Origin of the sequence: Dinghuibacter sp. (assembly GCF_035492835.1) — a bacterium.
Taxonomy (GTDB): domain Bacteria; phylum Bacteroidota; class Bacteroidia; order Chitinophagales; family Chitinophagaceae; genus Dinghuibacter.
In genome coordinates this window covers 1-15587 of the sequence record NZ_DATJIY010000018.1, presented here as the reverse complement: position 1 = coordinate 15587, position 15587 = coordinate 1, and the positions used below count along the sequence as shown (strand labels likewise).

Annotated in this window: 13 protein-coding genes; 9 read left to right on the top strand and 4 right to left on the bottom strand. The window is 56.6% G+C overall.

All coding sequences use genetic code 11. The features are described from left to right. The first annotated feature begins 146 nt into the window (after positions 1-146). The 5 genes from VL547_RS01925 to VL547_RS01905 all read left to right on the top strand — a co-directional run bounded on the left by VL547_RS01925 (position 147) and on the right by VL547_RS01905 (position 5341). A complete protein-coding gene (locus VL547_RS01925) occupies positions 147-1082 on the top strand; it encodes an AraC family transcriptional regulator (RefSeq protein WP_325574592.1) in 936 nt (311 codons plus the stop codon). Between the two features lie 99 nt (positions 1083-1181). After that, on the top strand, positions 1182-2429 hold the full coding sequence (locus VL547_RS01920) for a hypothetical protein (protein ID WP_325574590.1): 1248 nt from the start codon (positions 1182-1184) through the stop codon (positions 2427-2429). Position 2430: 1 nt separating this feature from the next. Next, positions 2431-2859 (top strand): Rieske (2Fe-2S) protein, encoded by a 429-nt coding sequence (locus tag VL547_RS01915; protein WP_325574588.1) that lies wholly within the window; start codon positions 2431-2433, stop codon positions 2857-2859. 11 nt (positions 2860-2870) lie between these two features. Further along, positions 2871-3962, top strand: coding sequence for an imelysin family protein (locus VL547_RS01910; protein WP_325574586.1), 1092 nt, complete (start codon positions 2871-2873; stop codon positions 3960-3962). Next, the gene (locus VL547_RS01905; protein WP_325574584.1) at positions 3962-5341 is read left to right on the top strand and encodes a di-heme oxidoredictase family protein; all 1380 of its coding nucleotides are present in this window, start codon (positions 3962-3964) and stop codon (positions 5339-5341) included. Before VL547_RS01910 ends, VL547_RS01905 begins: the two co-directional genes overlap by 1 nt. A gap of 275 nt (positions 5342-5616) precedes the next feature. Here the strand turns inward: VL547_RS01905 and VL547_RS01900 are convergent, their stop codons facing one another. Beyond that, the gene (locus tag VL547_RS01900; RefSeq protein ID WP_325574582.1) at positions 5617-6084 is read right to left on the bottom strand and encodes a PepSY-like domain-containing protein; all 468 of its coding nucleotides are present in this window, start codon (positions 6082-6084) and stop codon (positions 5617-5619) included. Positions 6085-6241: 157 nt separating this feature from the next. On the opposite strand from VL547_RS01900, the gene ileS reads away from it, so the two are divergent. Then, positions 6242-9628 carry an isoleucine--tRNA ligase gene (gene ileS, locus VL547_RS01895; RefSeq protein ID WP_325574580.1) on the top strand — a complete coding sequence of 1129 codons (3387 nt, stop codon included), beginning with the start codon at positions 6242-6244 and terminating at the stop codon, positions 9626-9628. Here the strand turns inward: ileS and VL547_RS01890 are convergent. Then, positions 9596-9883, bottom strand: a complete 288-nt coding sequence (locus VL547_RS01890) for a hypothetical protein (RefSeq protein WP_325574578.1) — start codon at positions 9881-9883, stop codon at positions 9596-9598. The two genes, ileS and VL547_RS01890, sit on opposite strands and share 33 nt — an antisense overlap. 40 nt (positions 9884-9923) lie before the next feature. Here VL547_RS01890 and VL547_RS01885 point away from each other — a divergent pair, with 40 nt between their 5' ends. Continuing rightward, the gene (locus VL547_RS01885; RefSeq protein ID WP_325574576.1) at positions 9924-10700 is read left to right on the top strand and encodes a TraR/DksA family transcriptional regulator; all 777 of its coding nucleotides are present in this window, start codon (positions 9924-9926) and stop codon (positions 10698-10700) included. Here VL547_RS01885 and VL547_RS01880 read toward each other — a convergent pair. Together VL547_RS01880 and VL547_RS01875 are read right to left on the bottom strand one after the other, a co-directional pair. Next, on the bottom strand, positions 10669-11919 hold the full coding sequence (locus tag VL547_RS01880) for a glycosyltransferase family 87 protein (RefSeq protein ID WP_325574574.1): 1251 nt from the start codon (positions 11917-11919) through the stop codon (positions 10669-10671). The two genes, VL547_RS01885 and VL547_RS01880, sit on opposite strands and share 32 nt — an antisense overlap. A gap of 61 nt (positions 11920-11980) precedes the next feature. Next, positions 11981-13807 (bottom strand): ABC transporter ATP-binding protein, encoded by a 1827-nt coding sequence (locus tag VL547_RS01875; RefSeq protein WP_325574572.1) that lies wholly within the window; start codon positions 13805-13807, stop codon positions 11981-11983. 37 nt (positions 13808-13844) lie between these two features. Between VL547_RS01875 and rbfA the strand changes: the two genes are divergently transcribed. Both rbfA and VL547_RS01865 read left to right on the top strand, forming a co-directional pair. Then, positions 13845-14216, top strand: coding sequence for a 30S ribosome-binding factor RbfA (gene rbfA / locus VL547_RS01870; protein ID WP_325574570.1), 372 nt, complete (start codon positions 13845-13847; stop codon positions 14214-14216). A gap of 7 nt (positions 14217-14223) precedes the next feature. Further along, positions 14224-15450, top strand: coding sequence for an FtsX-like permease family protein (locus VL547_RS01865; protein WP_325574568.1), 1227 nt, complete (start codon positions 14224-14226; stop codon positions 15448-15450). Positions 15451-15587 lie beyond the last annotated feature (137 nt).

The window sequence follows — 15587 nt, the reverse complement described above, 5'->3', positions numbered from 1 at the left end:
CAATTGAGACACATTTCCAGCGCTTCGCCGATATGAGATTTTTGAGGCATTTCCGGGGCATTTGCGATGGCCGGCTTTTGTCACGTACCGGTCAGTATTTTCAAGGGCTCACGGACTCAATACCAGCTTGGGCTAAATTTGCGCCCATGCTCCAGCCGCCCGACATACTTACCGTTGCCCGCAAACAGCCGGTCCTCCAGGAAAGCCTGGACCTGGCGTACCAAAAGGAGCAGCACATCCCCGGGGCGGTGGCTTATCAGATCCAGCGCTACGTCATGGCGCCCCAGTGGACCCTCGACGACACCGGGATGATGATTTATCAACACGACCGCTCCGGTGGCGAATCCTACCTGGAGTTGCGGTTTTGCGTCTCGGGCAACACGTATTGCAACGACCCGGTTTGCAACGGAGGCCAGTCCTGCCGGAAATCGTCCAGCCAGTGTGGCGCGAAGATGCCGACCATGGACCTGTTTACCTTCCGTTTTTCATCCACCTGGCTGGCGCCGTTTGTCAAGGGACGCCATGCGGCGACCCGGACGGAAGAGGTCCTGGCCTTCCGTTATCCCTCTTCATTTACCAAGATCGTGCCCCTTTGCGGACGCAGCCGGCTGGTCCTTGATAGTATGTTGAGCCACCAGTACGAGGGCGCGCTCGAAAATATCTTTGTCAACAGCCAAGTGCAGGCGTTGCTCCTCTACAGCCTGGAATGCCTGCTGGACGAAAAGGAAGAGGGCGTCTTCGCCTGTAAGTTCCTGGCCAACGAGGCGGACCGGGAAAAGATCGTACGGGCCCGGGAAATCCTCCTCGAGCACATAGGCGAGCCCATCACGATCAAGGAGCTGAGCCGTAAGGTGGCCATGAACGAATGCTATCTTAAAAAAGGATTCAAGGAGCTTTTCGGAACGACGATCTTCGACTTCTACCAGGGACAACGCATGGACCATGCCCGTTACCTGTTGTATGAAAAGGGGCTTAGCGTGACCGAGGTCTCGCTGATGCTCGGATATTCCTCCATCTCCCACTTCTCCACCGCATTTAAAAAGCATACGGGCTTGAAACCCTGTGACTTATTGTTGCGTTAGTCCGCTTTTTTTCCGGATTTCGTAAGCGGTTTTCCCTTCTTCGGAACTCCCTCACTGCTTCGCGAAGGTACATTTGCGGGCAATTTCAACGGGATGTTTATGAGAAGATTTTTGGGTATTTTGGGGTTGTTGTGCTTCGGTATCGCAGCCCAGGCCCAGTATAAGACGCAGGCACAAAAGCTGGTGGGAACCAGCGAAGATTCGCTCAACCGGGGCGCGGCCACGGCCAAAACGGTGATTTCCGGTTATGGGAGCGTGTTTTATCAGCGGGATTTTTACCAGCACAACTCCACCGCAGGTCTCGACCGCGCGGTTTTGTTTGTTGGACACCAGTTCAACGCGAAGATTTCGTTTTTCTCCGAGCTCGAGGTGGAAAATGCGCTCGTGGCCTCCAACGGGAGCGACGAGTTCCACGCCGACGCCAAGGGAGACGTCGCCATGGAGCAGGCGTACCTCAAGTTCAACCTCAACCCCAAACAATATATCGTCGCCGGGCTGTTCACGCCGAGGATCGGCATAACCAATGAGAATCACCTTCCCGTCAATTTCAACGGGGTCGAAAGGCCGCAGGTGGAACAGCTGATCATCCCCACCACCTGGCGGGAGATCGGCGTCGGTTTCTACGGGACGGCCAAACGCTTCCCGCTCAACTATGATATCGCGCTGGTCAACGGCTTGAACAGCGCCAATTTTACGCACGGCTCGGGCATCGCCGGCGGCGAGGGTCAAGGCAGCAACGCCTCCGCCAACAACCTCGCCGTGACCGCCGCCCTGCAGTACAGCATTCCGCACTTCATGTTCCAGGTGAGCGGCTACGCCGGCGGAACGGTGGGGTTGAGCCCCCGGAAGGCCGACAGCATCGGTTTGTCCAGCGGCGCCTTTGGCACCCCCGCCTACCTGGGCGAGGCCGATGTCCAGTTCTACGACGGCGCCTGGACCGCGAAGGTGCTGGGCACCTATATCTCCTATCCCGACGCCGCCCGGTTGAACGAAGCCTATACCACCAACATCGGTACCGGTATGTACGGCGCCTATGCGGAGGTAGCGTATGACTGGCTGTATAAGCAACACCGCCAGCCGCAGTTCATCACCTTCGTCCGCGGAGAGTTGTTGGACCTGAATGCCTCGATACCTGCCAATGGCGTATACGACGGGACGCTTAAACAAACGCACGTGATCGCAGGGATCAGTTATCTGCCGATCCCCAACATCGTCATCAAAGCGGACGTCCGCCTGATGCACACAGGTCCCCAGAACCCCGCCTTGCTGGTCAACCCCGCGCCAAACGCGCTGCCCTATAAGCAAAACGACCAGTTCCTGAACCTCGGTATCGGTTATTCTTTTTGATATGGAACGCAGAGACTTTTTAAAAACATCCTGTCAGGTTTGCCTGCTCGGCGCGGCCGGGATGCTGATGCCTGCCTGGATGGGGTGCAGCCCCGCGAAATACAGTGTCTATAAGACGGCGGTAAACGAGGGCCGGGTGGAGGTGCCGGTATCGGTTTTTGCGCAATCGCCCACCCAGTTTGTCCGCCCGACCGGTTGGTATTATGATATCGCCGTAAGCAAACAACCCGACGGCAGCTACCAGGCGCTGCTCCTGCAGTGCACCCACCAGGAAAACCAGCTCAACGTCTCCGGGGACGGGTATTCGTGCAGCCTGCACGGAAGCCGGTTCGACAAGAACGGCCGGGTCCTCCATGGTCCCGCGGAGCAGCCGCTCCAACGGTACAGGACGAGCGTGGATAACAACAACGTCATCATACAGATTTCATAAAACCCCTATACATGAAAAAAATCCTAGTTGCCGCTACCGCCCTCCTTACCCTGGGCGCTTGTCATAAAGCCACGACCAGCCTGAACACCGAAAGCTTTGCGGATATCGAGACGGACGTTATCAACGACTTTGTCAACAAGACGGCGCTGCCGCAGTACGACAGTCTGGTGGCCGCCAATACGGCCCTGAACAACGACGCGCTTTCGCTGCAGGCGGGCGCCACTTCCACGAACCTGGCCCAGGCGCAGGCCGATTGGAAGCTGGTGCGCAAATACTGGGAACAATGTGAAGGATTCCTGATCGGCCCGGTCGAAGCCTACAGCTACGACCCCAACACCGATACCTGGCCGACCGACCACACCCAGCTCGATTCCCTCCTGGCCAGCAGCAACCCGCTGTCCGTATCGGACGTGGCCAGCCTCTCGCAAAACCTGAGGGGCTATCACCCGATCGAGTACCTGATTTTCCGTAACGGGGAGTCGGTAGCCCGGACACCGGGGAGCTTTACGGCTCGTGAACTGCAATACCTCGTCAGCCTGACCGCCGACGTGCTCGACAATAACGTCAAACCCTTGCTGAGCAGCTGGACGAGCGCCCCCGTGGCCTACGCACAGGCTATTTCGGGCGCGGGCAGCGCGTCCAACCAGGTGTATCCCACCAAGCTGTCGTTTTTCCTGGATGTAAGCGGCGACAACGGCATGGCCGGTATTTGTAACGAGGTGGGCGAACAAGACCCTGACGGGAAAATGTACGAGCCGTTTGTTACCCGGGACTCCACGATCACCGAGTCGCCCTATTCGGACAATTCGCTCACCGACTTCAAGAACAATATCATCGGCGCCCAGAACGTCTATATGGGCATCAACGGCGGGAAGGGTATCAAGGACCTGGTGGCCGCCAAGAACAAGGACCTCGACAACCAGATCCAGGCGCAGTTCACGGCGACGATCAACTCGTTTAACAACATCTACCCCGAACGGTACGAACAGGCGATCCTGGACAACCGCTCCCTGGTACAGGCCACGCTGAGCCAGCTCCAGACGCTGGAAAGCCTGCTGGATACCGACCTGGTGAATTTCTTAAAAAATAACGTAAAAGATTAATGCGAAAATATTTGGTCTTAGGTACCCTGGTCCTGGTGGTGGCGATCTGCAGCCGGTGCCACAAGGCGGAGGTATTCCCGGATTCGGGGTACGACCCCCGGCTGAGCGGTGGCGCGGCGACTATTTTTGACGAGACGTCGCACGCCTTTAGCGTGCCCATGGATGGCTTGAGCGCCAGGGACAGCTATGTACACAACGCGGGCGACGGCGTCTTCGGCCAAACCTTTGTCGCGCCTCCCGCCCCGCACTTCCAGGGGCTTGGGCCGATCTATAACAACAATTCCTGCGTCAATTGCCATAGCGGGGACGGAGAAGGATCGCCCATTACCGGGCTATCGGGTTCCGGTTTGCTGATGCGCATCAGCCTTCGCGGTATGGACGAGCACGGCGGCCCCCTGGCGGCGCCGGGATTTGGCTTGCAAATCCAGGACCAGTCGGTTTTTGGCGCGGCGCCGGAGGCCACGGTAAATATTTCGTATACCGCTCAGTCGGTGACCTACCCGGATGGATCGGTGGTCGACCTGCGCGTGCCGTCGTATACGCTGGACAACCCTTATATACCGCTTCCCGCGGACTACCTGTTGTCGCCCCGAATGGCGCCGCCCCTGGTCGGTATGAGCCTGCTGGAAAACATACCCGAGGCCACGATCCTTTCCTTTGTCGATGCCGGCGACGCGAACGGGGATGGTATCACCGGGAAGGCCAACTATGTGTACGATTCCTATACGGGCAAGATGGAGCTGGGGCGTTTTGGCGTCAAGGCCAACACGCCCACGGTGCTGATGCAGGTTGCGACGGCCTATCAACAGGACATGGGCATCACGTCTTATGTACAACCCATGGAAAGCGCGACGGGACAGGTCCAGATGGACGCCGTACACGGGGACTCATCCCCGGAGCTGGCGGACAGTCTGCTGAACTATGTCACTTATTATGTCCGCAGCCTGGGCGTGCCCGCCCGGCGGAACGTCACCGACCCGGACGTGGTGGCGGGTGAAGTGTTGTTCACCCAGATCAATTGCTCGGGCTGCCACCGGCCGACGGTATTTACAGGCGTAGACGAAACCTTCCCGCAAATATCCAACCAGCGCATCCATCCGTATACGGATATGCTCCTTCACGACATGGGGCCCGGTCTGGCGGACGCCCGCCCCGACTACCTGGCTTCCGGCACCGAATGGCGTACGACGCCGTTGTGGGGTATTGGGTTGTTGCCGTTGTCTAACGGGATTCCTTACTACCTGCACGACGGCCGGGCACGTACGCTGGAGGAGGCCATCCTTTGGCACGACGGGGAAGCGGCGAAGTCCAGGACTGCGTTTATGAACCTGACGTCGGCGCAGCGGGGGCTGCTGATCAAGTTTTTGGGTACGCTCTAGCTGTCGAGCCGTTCTTTTTCACGCGTAAGCGTCTGGCGCTCGCATCAGCATCTCGCGCTCGCTTTGGGTTTTGGCCAGCCCGAGGGCGGGGGCGCCGGACGCCTGGCGGGAAAATCTTTTTGAAGCCGGGCGGCAAAACAAAAAGGCCCCGGTTGGGGCCCTTTTTTCAGCGCATAGGTTAAGGTATAACTTGGATAACTGATAAGCTCGTTGGGCACGTGCCGTCGCGAGCCCGTTTCGCGCGTTTCGCGCGGGGCGTGTTGCCCGCCCGGGCCTTATTCCTGGACGTAGCCGGCGTCATTCACCATGACTTCCTTCGCCTGGTCGCCTTGTTTGAGGTCGACTTTGTAGAAAGGGTTTACGTTATTGTACTCCAGCTTCTGAACCGAAGCTATTTCCATGCCAGGGTATTTCGTTTGGATGGCGGTCTTGGCGCCGCCCGGGAGCTGGTCCGCGGTCATATCCGTACGGTTGCGGAGCCATCCGCCGGTGGAATCGAACTCGGCGTATTCCTTCTGGCCATTGACCATGGTGGTGGCGCAAAAGTTACCGGAAGGGGTCACCGACCAGGCCGCCGTGTCTCCGCTGAATTTGCTGTTGTAGCTGGTCAGCACAGCATCAGGCGGGGTTACGGTCTTGACGGTTACCGTCTTAGCCTTATGATGGTGTGTAGTCGTCTGAGCGGTAGCCACGGCCGTGCATCCAAGGAACGCCAGGGCTATCAGCATAGGGGTGTTTTTCATAATGTTTACCATTTTTAGGTGGAAAAAAACAGGTTCATCCCCTGCTAGGCCAAAACTATGCCAAGATACATAGCGGTTAATATTAATGTATGGGCAGAAATAATAATAGGACGGGGACTTTTTGTACCTTTGCCCATCTTTTTTGAGGATGGAATTTATGAGTGCCAAGTACAGGGAATACCAGCAACTGAACCTGCCTTCGATCGAAAAGGAAGTGCTGGAGAAATGGGCCGTGGAACGGACGTTTCAGCAAAGCGTGGATTTAAGGGAGGGCGCGCCGGCTTTTGTTTTTTACGAAGGTCCTCCTAGCGCCAATGGTATGCCTGGCATTCACCACGTGATTTCCCGTACGCTGAAGGACCTGGTTTGCCGTTTCCAGACCATGAAAGGGCACCAGGTCAAACGGAAGGCCGGCTGGGATACGCATGGGCTTCCCGTGGAGCTGGGCGTCGAAAAGATGCTGGGCATAACGAAGGACGACATCGGAAAAAAGATTTCCATAGCGGAGTATAATGCGATCTGTCGCAAAGAAGTCCTAAAGTATAAAGACAAGTGGGACGACCTCACCCGCAAAATGGGTTACTGGGTCGACCTGGATCATCCGTATATCACGTTTGAGAATAACTACATAGAAAGTCTCTGGTGGATATTGCAGCAGCTCTACAAGAAGGGGCTGCTCTACGAGAGCGTGAGCATACAACCATATTCGCCGGCCGCGGGCACGGGGTTGAGCTCCCACGAGCTGAACCAGCCGGGCACGTACAAGGACGTCAGGGATACGAGCTGCGTGGCGATGTTCGAAGCCGAAGACGGCGCCTTCCCCTCCGTGAGCGAGCCGGTGTATTTCATGGCCTGGACGACGACGCCCTGGACATTGCCGTCGAACCTGGGGCTTACGGTCGGTCCGAGGATCGATTATGTCCTGGTCAGGACGTTCAATCCGTATACGCACCTGCCGGTAAATGTCGTGCTGGCGAAGACGCTGCTGGACAAATTTTTCAAGCCCGAAGGCTTCGACGGTGACTTTGACGCCTATGGCCCCGAAGTAAAGGTGTTGCCCTGGCGGATCGTCGCTGAATTCAAGGGAAGCGCCCTCGAAAACCTGCGGTACAAGCAGCTGCTGCCGTATCCGGCGAATACGCCGGAGCGTGCTGGAGGCGATCCTTTCCGGGTGCTGCTGGGTGACTTTGTAACGACCGAAGATGGTACGGGTATCGTACATACCGCGCCGGCCTTTGGCGCGGACGACTATAAGGTCGGCAAAAAATACGGCATCGGCATACTGACGCTGGTCGACAAAGAAGGGAAGTTCGTGGATGGCCTGGGTGAATTCAGTAACCGGTATGTGAAAAATTACCGGGACGATCCCCAATATACCGACGTCAATGTGGACATCTGCGTAAAGCTGAAGAAGGAGAACCGGGCATTCAGGATCGAAAAATACGAGCACAGCTATCCGCACTGCTGGCGAACCGATAAACCGATCCTTTATTATCCGTTGGATGCATGGTTTATCAAAACGACCGCTTTGAAGGATCGGATGGTCGGGTTGAATAAAACGATCAATTGGAAACCCAAGTCGACCGGTGAGGGACGTTTTGGAAACTGGCTGGAAAACATGGTTGACTGGAACCTGAGCCGGGACCGCTTTTGGGGAACGCCGCTGCCGATCTGGCGTACGGAGGACTTCGACGCGGAAGCGGGAACGGGTGAAGAGTTTTGCGTTGGAAGCGTGGCGGAGCTGCGTACGCATGTTGGCGAAGCGCTGACGGCCGGGCTGATGAAGCCGGTGGCGGGCGAGACGACCGAACAGGCGATCGAGCGGCTGACGGGCGACCTGCACAAACCCTACGTGGACGAACTCGTGCTGAAGGGGCCCAAGACGGGAAAGCCGATGAAGCGGGTGCACGACCTGGTCGACGTCTGGTTCGATTCGGGCGCTATGCCGTATGCGCAATGGCATTTCCCCTTTGAGAACAAAGAGGTATTCCGGCAGAACTACCCGGCAGATTTTATAGCGGAAGGGGTGGATCAGACCCGGGGGTGGTTTTATACCCTACACGCCATCGCGGCCCTTATAAAGGAATCCATCGAGGAAGAGCTGGACGAGGAAGTACAGGGACTGGCATACAAGGCGGTCGTATCCAACGGCCTGGTCCTGGATAAGGATGGCAACAAGATGAGCAAGCGGGTGGGTAACGTGGTCGATCCGTTCGACACCATCGGCCGTTTCGGTGCGGATGCGACACGTTGGTACCTGATCACCAACGCGTCTCCCTGGGAAAGCCTGAAATTCGATGTGGAAGGGATCAGGGAGGTGCAGCGGAAGTTTTTTGGTACCTTATACAACACCTACCAATTCTTTGCACTATACGCCAACGTGGACGGCTTTGCCTTCAAGGAGGCTTATATACCACCGAAGGACCGGCCGGAGATCGACCGGTGGATCATCTCGGCCCTCCAGACCCTGATCGGGACGGTGGACAAGTATCTGCGGGAGTATGAGCCCACACAAGCGGGCCGCGCCATTGAAGATTTTGTCGACGGGCAGCTCAGCAACTGGTATGTCCGGCTGTGCCGCCGGCGGTTCTGGAAGGGGGAATACGAGCACGACAAGCTGTGCGCCTACCAGACCTTATATGAATGTCTGGAGACGGTCCTGTTGTTGATGGCGCCAATCGCGCCCTTTTTCAGCGAGGCCATGTTCGGCAACTTGAATTCTGTAACCGGCAGGTTATCAAGGAACTCTATCCATCACGCGGATTTCCCAAAACCCAAACCGGCCTACCAGGATACTTCCCTGGAAGAACGTATGCAACTGGCGCAGGACATCTCCTCCCTGGTGTTGTCCCTTCGTAAACGGGTGAATATCAAGGTGCGACAACCATTGCAGCGCATCCTGATCCCTGTCCTAAACCCAGATATGCGGTCGCAGGTCGAAATGGTGGGGGATTTGATCCGTTCTGAGGTAAATGTTAAAGAAATTCAATTCTTAACTGATACAGAAGGTTTTATTAAGAAAAAAATAAAACCTAACTTTAAAGCCTTAGGTAACCGTCTGGGGGCGAAAATGAAGTCCGCGGCGGTGGCCATAGGAGCCTTGGGCCAGGACGACATCGCCAGACTGGAAAGAGAAAAGAAAATCCCCCTTATCCTTGAAAATCAAACCCTTGAGTTAAACCTTGAGGACGTAGAGATCAGCAGCGAAGACATCCCGGGATGGACGGTGGCCAGCAAAGGAAGCCTCACCGTGGCCCTGGACGTCACCGTGACGCCGGAGCTCGCCTACGAGGGAAACGCCAGGGAGCTGGTAAACCGAATTCAAAAGATCCGTAAAGACAGCGGTTTTGATCTCACGGATAGGGTGGAGGTAAAAGTCGCTGCTTCGGAAGCACTTGCGCCTTCCGTGGCCCATTTTGCAAATTACATCTGTGCGGAAATTCTGGCAGATAGTTTGGAAATTGTGCCAGATATTCAGGATGGCATCGAAATTGAAGTAAACGACATTTCTTTAAAAGTAATCGTTACCAAAAAAGGAGCGTAGCATGGCAACTGTAAAAAAAGCGGCCGCCAAGTCTGCAAAGAAAGCACCCCAACCCACAAAAAAAGCCCCGGTCAAAAAGGCCGCGGAAAAGCCTGTTGCCAGATCTGCGAAAAAGGCTGCTCCCGCAAAGGTCGCCCCTAAGAAGGTGGCCCCGAAGAAGGCCGCTCCGGTAAAAGGAAAGAGCGCCCCGGCGGCGAAGGCCCCGGCCAAAGTCGCTCCCAAGCCTCCTGCAAAAACGGCCAAGCCGGTTTCCAAGGCGACGCCAGGGAAGGTGACGAGCCCAATCAAGGGAGGAGTGGCCAAAGGCGCCGCGCCCGTAAAAAAAGCGCCGGTACCCCCAGCCAAACCCGTCGCCGTCAAGGCGGCGCCCGCCAAGGGCGCCCCGGTGAAGGCCCCCTCCAAAGCGGCGCCGGCTCCCGTAGCCGCGGTAAAAACCGTCGCCAAGGCGCCCATCCCCGCGCCCAAGGCCGCCTCGGATATCAAGCCCTCCACCGTGGGGGTCAAGTCAGTCGAGCCGGCCAAGCCTACGGCCATCGCCCGACCGCTTCCCAAACCGGAGACCAAGCTCGTAGAGTTGAAACCCATTAAGACGTCGGTAGCCACGACCGTCAAATACGAACCCGATTTTACAAAATCTGTCCTGGACGATCCGGGTCAAACCATTCTTAACGCACCGACGATGAGATATAGCGACGCTGAACTGGCAGAGTTCAAAGACCTGATCATGCGCAAGCTGGAAGCTGCCAAGAAGGAGCTTACGTACCTGCAGGGACTTATTACCCGCAAAGATGAAATGGGCGGGGATGAGAGTGAAAACCGTTACATGACCATGGAAGATGGGTCAATCAGTATGGAACGCGAGCAGCTGAGCCAAATGGCCAGCCGTCAGATAACGTTCATCGACCACCTCGAGAAGGCGTTGATGCGTATCGAAAACAAAACCTACGGGATCTGCCGCGTCACCGGGAAGCTGATCGACAAGGCGCGTCTGCGGGCTGTGCCCCACGCCACACTGAGCATCGAAGCCAAGATGGGCCTGGTCAAGAAATCGGAGAACCAGAACGTACAGTAGGCAGGATTGCCTGTAGGGTAATCCTGCACCAAATCAATAAGGGCGCTACGGCTTTGAGGTCATAGCGCTGGACGATGTTTTGCCGTATGTCCCAGGGAACGGCGTCGGATACCGACAATGTCACTCCTATAAATGCGGCTATCAGCAGCAACAGGTCCAGCTTTTTGGGGGTAATGCTCCCGAAATACCAGAGCCCGATACCACTCATGGCAATCACGAAGGTCGGAGATTCCGCCTTGTGGTTGAATATTACGATCCAGATCAACAACGAAGACAGCATGAGGAGCCGCCAGGCGTATTCCTTATAGCGCTGTATGCTCACCGCAAAGGGCAGCAGGAAAACAACCAGCCCGACGAGGGTGACGGCATTTGCGTGGGGCGCCGCGTGGAACCAGTTCTCCAGGATCCCTTCCACGGATACCCCCACCGAGGCGGAGCGATCCTCCATGAGCAGGCGGTACCAGCTTTGGTATAAAAAGCCCAGTTGGTGTATGTCCACGACCAGCAAGGGAAGTATCGCCAGCAACGCCGTCCATGCCAGCGAGTATATGGCCAGCCGCACTTTGCCCGGGTAGAACAGGTACAAAATGAAGGCGAGTCCTCCGTATATTTTTATATAGACCGATAGGACTATGCACATCGCGCTCAGGAAATATTTCGAGCGTTCCGCAAGCGCCAGGGCCAGGATGATGAGCCCCGCCATCAGCGCGTTGCTTTGGTCGTTCTGCAGGGACAGCAGCATTTCCGGGGCGCAAAAAAGCAGGATCAGGGCTTTTTTCTGATCGCTGAGCGGGGGAACGAGGCGCGTCGCGGCGTTGCCGCCAGAACCGGTGATTTCGCCAACGGCGCGACCTTCGGAGGGCAGCAGCGCCACGCCCAGGAAAAGCACCAGTGCATTCAACAGCAGCCAGGTGGGCAGGCCCAGCCAGTCGGGGAGCACCGACATGAAGGAAAAAAGCAGGGCGAAGGTGGGGCTGTATTTGTAAAGGTCCCAGTGATCGGACGGGAAATAGCGATAGAGGTCCTGGCCGTGGAGGAGGTGGAAAAAGGACTCTTTGAAAATGACATAGTTGTTATAGTCCTTGTATGCCATACCGCCATGGACAAAGGTCTTGACGGGTGCGAAAAGACCCTGGGCAGTGGCGAGCAAGGCGAGCAGGACGTATACGCAAAAGACAATCCAAAGACTTTGGTTCTTCCAAATCTTACCAAGGTTCATGCGGTTGTGTTTGAGCCCCTCATGGCGACGCCCATGTGCGCGGCGGCGGTGGCGGCTAAAGTTACTTCACTTCCTGCATCTCGACAAGCCGATGATAAAGACCGCCGGCCGCCATGAGCTGATCGTGCGTACCGCGCTCGGCGATACGGCCTTTCTGGAGGACGATGATCTCGTCGGCGTGGCGTATGGTGGACAACCGGTGGGCGATCACGAGGCTGGTCCGGTCCTTCATCAGCTTGTAGATCGCGTCCTGGACGAGTCGCTCGCTTTCCGTGTCCAGGGATGAGGTGGCTTCGTCGAGGATGAGGATGGGCGGGTTTTTGAGCACGGCCCTGGCGATGGTAAGACGCTGTCTTTCGCCCCCGCTGAGCTTGGAGCCCCGGTCCCCGATATTGGTGTCGTAGCCGGATTCCTTGTGGCGGATAAAGCTGTCGGCGTTGGCGACCCTGGCCGCCTCGACAATGGACTGCGGGCTGGCGTCGGGATGACCCAGCGCGATGTTGTGGGCGATCGTGTCGTTAAAGAGGATCGGCTCCTGGGTGACGATGCTGATCTGCTCCCGCAGGGAATGCAGACCGAGCTCCTTGATATCGACGCCGTCGATCAGCAGCTGCCCGCCGGTAACGTCGTGGAACCGGGGCACGAGGTCGGCCAGTGTCGATTTTCCGGCGCCGGAGGAGCCGACGAGGGCAACGGTTTTGCCCTTGGATATGGTCAGGTCGATGTTGTCAAGGATCAGATGGTCGCCATAGGAGAAGGAAACATTTTTGAACTCGATAGCGTGACGGAAGGCTTCGAGCGGACGGGCGCCGGGTTGTTCCCGGACGGTTACGTCGGCGTTGAGCACTTCTTCGATGCGTGCGATGGCGGCGCTGCCTTTCTGGATGTTATACCAGGACGTGGACAGCGATTTGGCCGGGTTGATGATCTGGGAAAAAAGACCGAGATAGGCGATAAAGGCCTCGGGCGCCAGGGCATAGGTGCTGTTGGTCGTGATCAGGTAGCCGCCGAAGATCAGCACCCCGCAGACTACAATGATACCCATGACCTCCGAAAGGGGGGAAGCGAGGTCCCGGCGGCGGTTCATCTGGTTTTTAACCCGGAAGAGGTCGTGGTTAAGGCCAAAAAAACGATCCCTCAGGATGCTTTCGACGTTGAAAGCCTTTATGACGCGCAGGCCGGAAAGGGTTTCCTCCAGTACCGACAGGGATTCACTGGCCTTGATCGCGGCCCGGTTGCTTTGTTTGCGCAGGGAGCGGCTGATCCGGCCGATGATAAAGCCGGTGAGCGGCAGGAAAACGAGCAGGAATATCGAAAGAGCGGGGCTCAATAAAAACAGGGCGACGAGCATGATGAGGATGTTCACCGGGTCCTTGATCAGTCCGTCCATCGTACCGAGGACGCTGGTTTCCACCTCATAGGTGTCGTTTGTCATCCGGCTGATCACGTCCCCCTTGCGTTGCTCGGTGAAATAACCGATGGGCAGCACCAGTATCTTGGCATACATGTCGTCCCTCAGGCGCGTCACCAGGCTGTTGCGCATGGGCGCCAGCAGATAGTAGGTCAGGTACAGGAAGAAGTTCTTCAGCGTTATGGCCACCAGGATGATGGCGCACAGGATGACCAGTGCGTACATCATGCTATGTGATACGATGATCCGGGAGAGATAGTATTTGAACGTGTCGACGAGGTTATTGGAATTGAATAGCGAGCCCTTCGGCAGGGAGAGGACGAGCTCCTTGGGGTGAAAAAGAAGGTTCATGAAGGGGATCAGCATCGCGATGGACACCACGGAAAAGGCCACGGACAGGAGGGTAAATACGATGTACAAGCCGATGCTGAGTTTCAAGTCGCTCAAATACTTGAATAACCGGGCGTAATTCTTCATCTAAGGAGTTACTTTTACAGCCAACAAAGGTAAGACTATGCAGGAAGGAAAGCGACAAAAACAAGTAGCGGGGCTGCTCGCCGAAGAGCTTAGCCCGATATTCCAGCGGCTTGGCCTGAATATGATCGACGGAGGCATGGTATCCATATCCGGCGTCAAGGTGACCCCCGACCTGCTCGAGGCCCGGGTTTATCTTAGTTTTTTCCAGGTCCAGCAACCCGCGCTGGCGCTGAAAACCATAGAGGAAAGGGCCTGGGAGATCAAGAAGGAGCTAACCGCGAAGGTCAAGCACCAGCTGAGGCGGATGCCGGAATTGAAGTTTTTCCTGGATGACACGCTGGAGCACGTCTTCCATATGGAAGAATTGTTCAAGAAGATCAACGAGGACAAGGATAAACCTAAAAGCTGAGGAGCGCGTGCACTGGTTATTCAGCTGGCGGTATTTCAAGGCAAAAAAGTCGACCAATGCGATCAACATCATCGCCTGGATCAGCACCCTCGCGATTGCAGTGGGGGCAGCGGCATTGGTATTGATACTCAGCGTTTTTAACGGGTTTGAAAACCTGGTAAAGACGCTCTATTCCTCGTTTTATACGGACCTGAAGGTAATCCCCGCCAGCGGGAAGGTGCTGGTCCTGACGCCCGAAATGCTGGCAAAGATCCGGGGAACCACGGGGGTGGCGGATATGTCCTGTATCGCCGAAGAAAAGGCCATCCTCCAGAACGCCGACTACCAGACCACCCAGGTCTTCCTGATGGGGGTGGACAAGGGTTTTGCGGGCATAACCGGAGTCAGGGACCACATCGTCCGGGGACACTTCGACCTGGGTACCGCAGACACCCCCTACCTGGTCATGGGCTCCGGGGTCGAAGCCGCGCTGGGGTTACTGTCCGACCGTACGGTCTACCCCGTGACCGCCTATCTTCCCCGCAGGGGCGTCGTTTCCGATGCCGCCGACCCGCTCCAGTCCATCAGCGAAGGCAATATCACACCCGTCGGTACATTTGCGATCCAACAGGATTTCGACGACAAATACGTCATTACCAATATCGGCCTGGTTAAATCCCTCCTCGGGTTGAAACCCGACGAATACTCGTCCCTGGAGCTCAAGGCTTCCAATCCCGATGGGTTGGTGGCGCTCCAGCAACGGCTGCAGTCTTTACTGGGGCAAGACGCGATCGTTCAAACCCGCTATGAGCAAAACCAGGGTCTTTATCGCGTGATGCGGATCGAAAAGTGGGTCATTTTCGCGGTGTTGATCCTGATCTTATCCGTCGCCGCCTTCAATATGGTCGGGGCCTTGACGATGCTCGTCCTTGAGAAGCAAAAGGACATCCAGGTCCTGAAAGCCCTTGGGGCCTCCGATATGTTCGTACAACGGATTTTCCTTGGCGAGGGCATGGTCCTGGCGGGTCTCGGGACTTTTTTCGGGGTGGGCTTCGCCCTGCTGCTCTGCTGGGCGCAGATGCGCTGGAAGCTTATCCCGCTTTCCGGCGGGTCGTTCGTCATCGACTATTATCCCGTAAAGGTCCTGGCCTCCGATATCCTGATCGTCATGGGCTCGATCTTTATCGTAGCCTCCCTGGCCTCCTGGTACCCCGCCCGCAAGGCCGCCCAGGAGCGCATCGATTTGCGCAGCTAACGTACATTTCGCTTCCGCTATTGCTTCCGCTATCGCTCCTCCGCATCTGCGACCGCGTCTAGGCGTTCGCGAATGGAAGAGGCCTGCCGTGCCCCTTTTTCTCTGTTTTGCTGAGATTCTCAGCAAAACAGAGAAAA

Bases quoted from the DNA above. Each gene is read 5' to 3' on its own strand.
- VL547_RS01925 (WP_325574592.1), top strand. From the start codon at position 147: ATGCTCCAGCCGCCCGACATACTTACCGTTGCCCGCAAACAGCCGGTC.
- VL547_RS01920 (WP_325574590.1), top strand. From the start codon at position 1,182: ATGAGAAGATTTTTGGGTATTTTGGGGTTGTTGTGCTTCGGTATCGCA.
- VL547_RS01915 (WP_325574588.1), top strand. From the start codon at position 2,431: ATGGAACGCAGAGACTTTTTAAAAACATCCTGTCAGGTTTGCCTGCTC.
- VL547_RS01910 (WP_325574586.1), top strand. From the start codon at position 2,871: ATGAAAAAAATCCTAGTTGCCGCTACCGCCCTCCTTACCCTGGGCGCT.
- VL547_RS01905 (WP_325574584.1), top strand. From the start codon at position 3,962: ATGCGAAAATATTTGGTCTTAGGTACCCTGGTCCTGGTGGTGGCGATC.
- VL547_RS01900 (WP_325574582.1), bottom strand. From the start codon at position 6,084: ATGAAAAACACCCCTATGCTGATAGCCCTGGCGTTCCTTGGATGCACG.
- ileS (WP_325574580.1), top strand. From the start codon at position 6,242: ATGAGTGCCAAGTACAGGGAATACCAGCAACTGAACCTGCCTTCGATC.
- VL547_RS01880 (WP_325574574.1), bottom strand. From the start codon at position 11,919: ATGAACCTTGGTAAGATTTGGAAGAACCAAAGTCTTTGGATTGTCTTT.
- VL547_RS01875 (WP_325574572.1), bottom strand. From the start codon at position 13,807: ATGAAGAATTACGCCCGGTTATTCAAGTATTTGAGCGACTTGAAACTC.
- rbfA (WP_325574570.1), top strand. From the start codon at position 13,845: ATGCAGGAAGGAAAGCGACAAAAACAAGTAGCGGGGCTGCTCGCCGAA.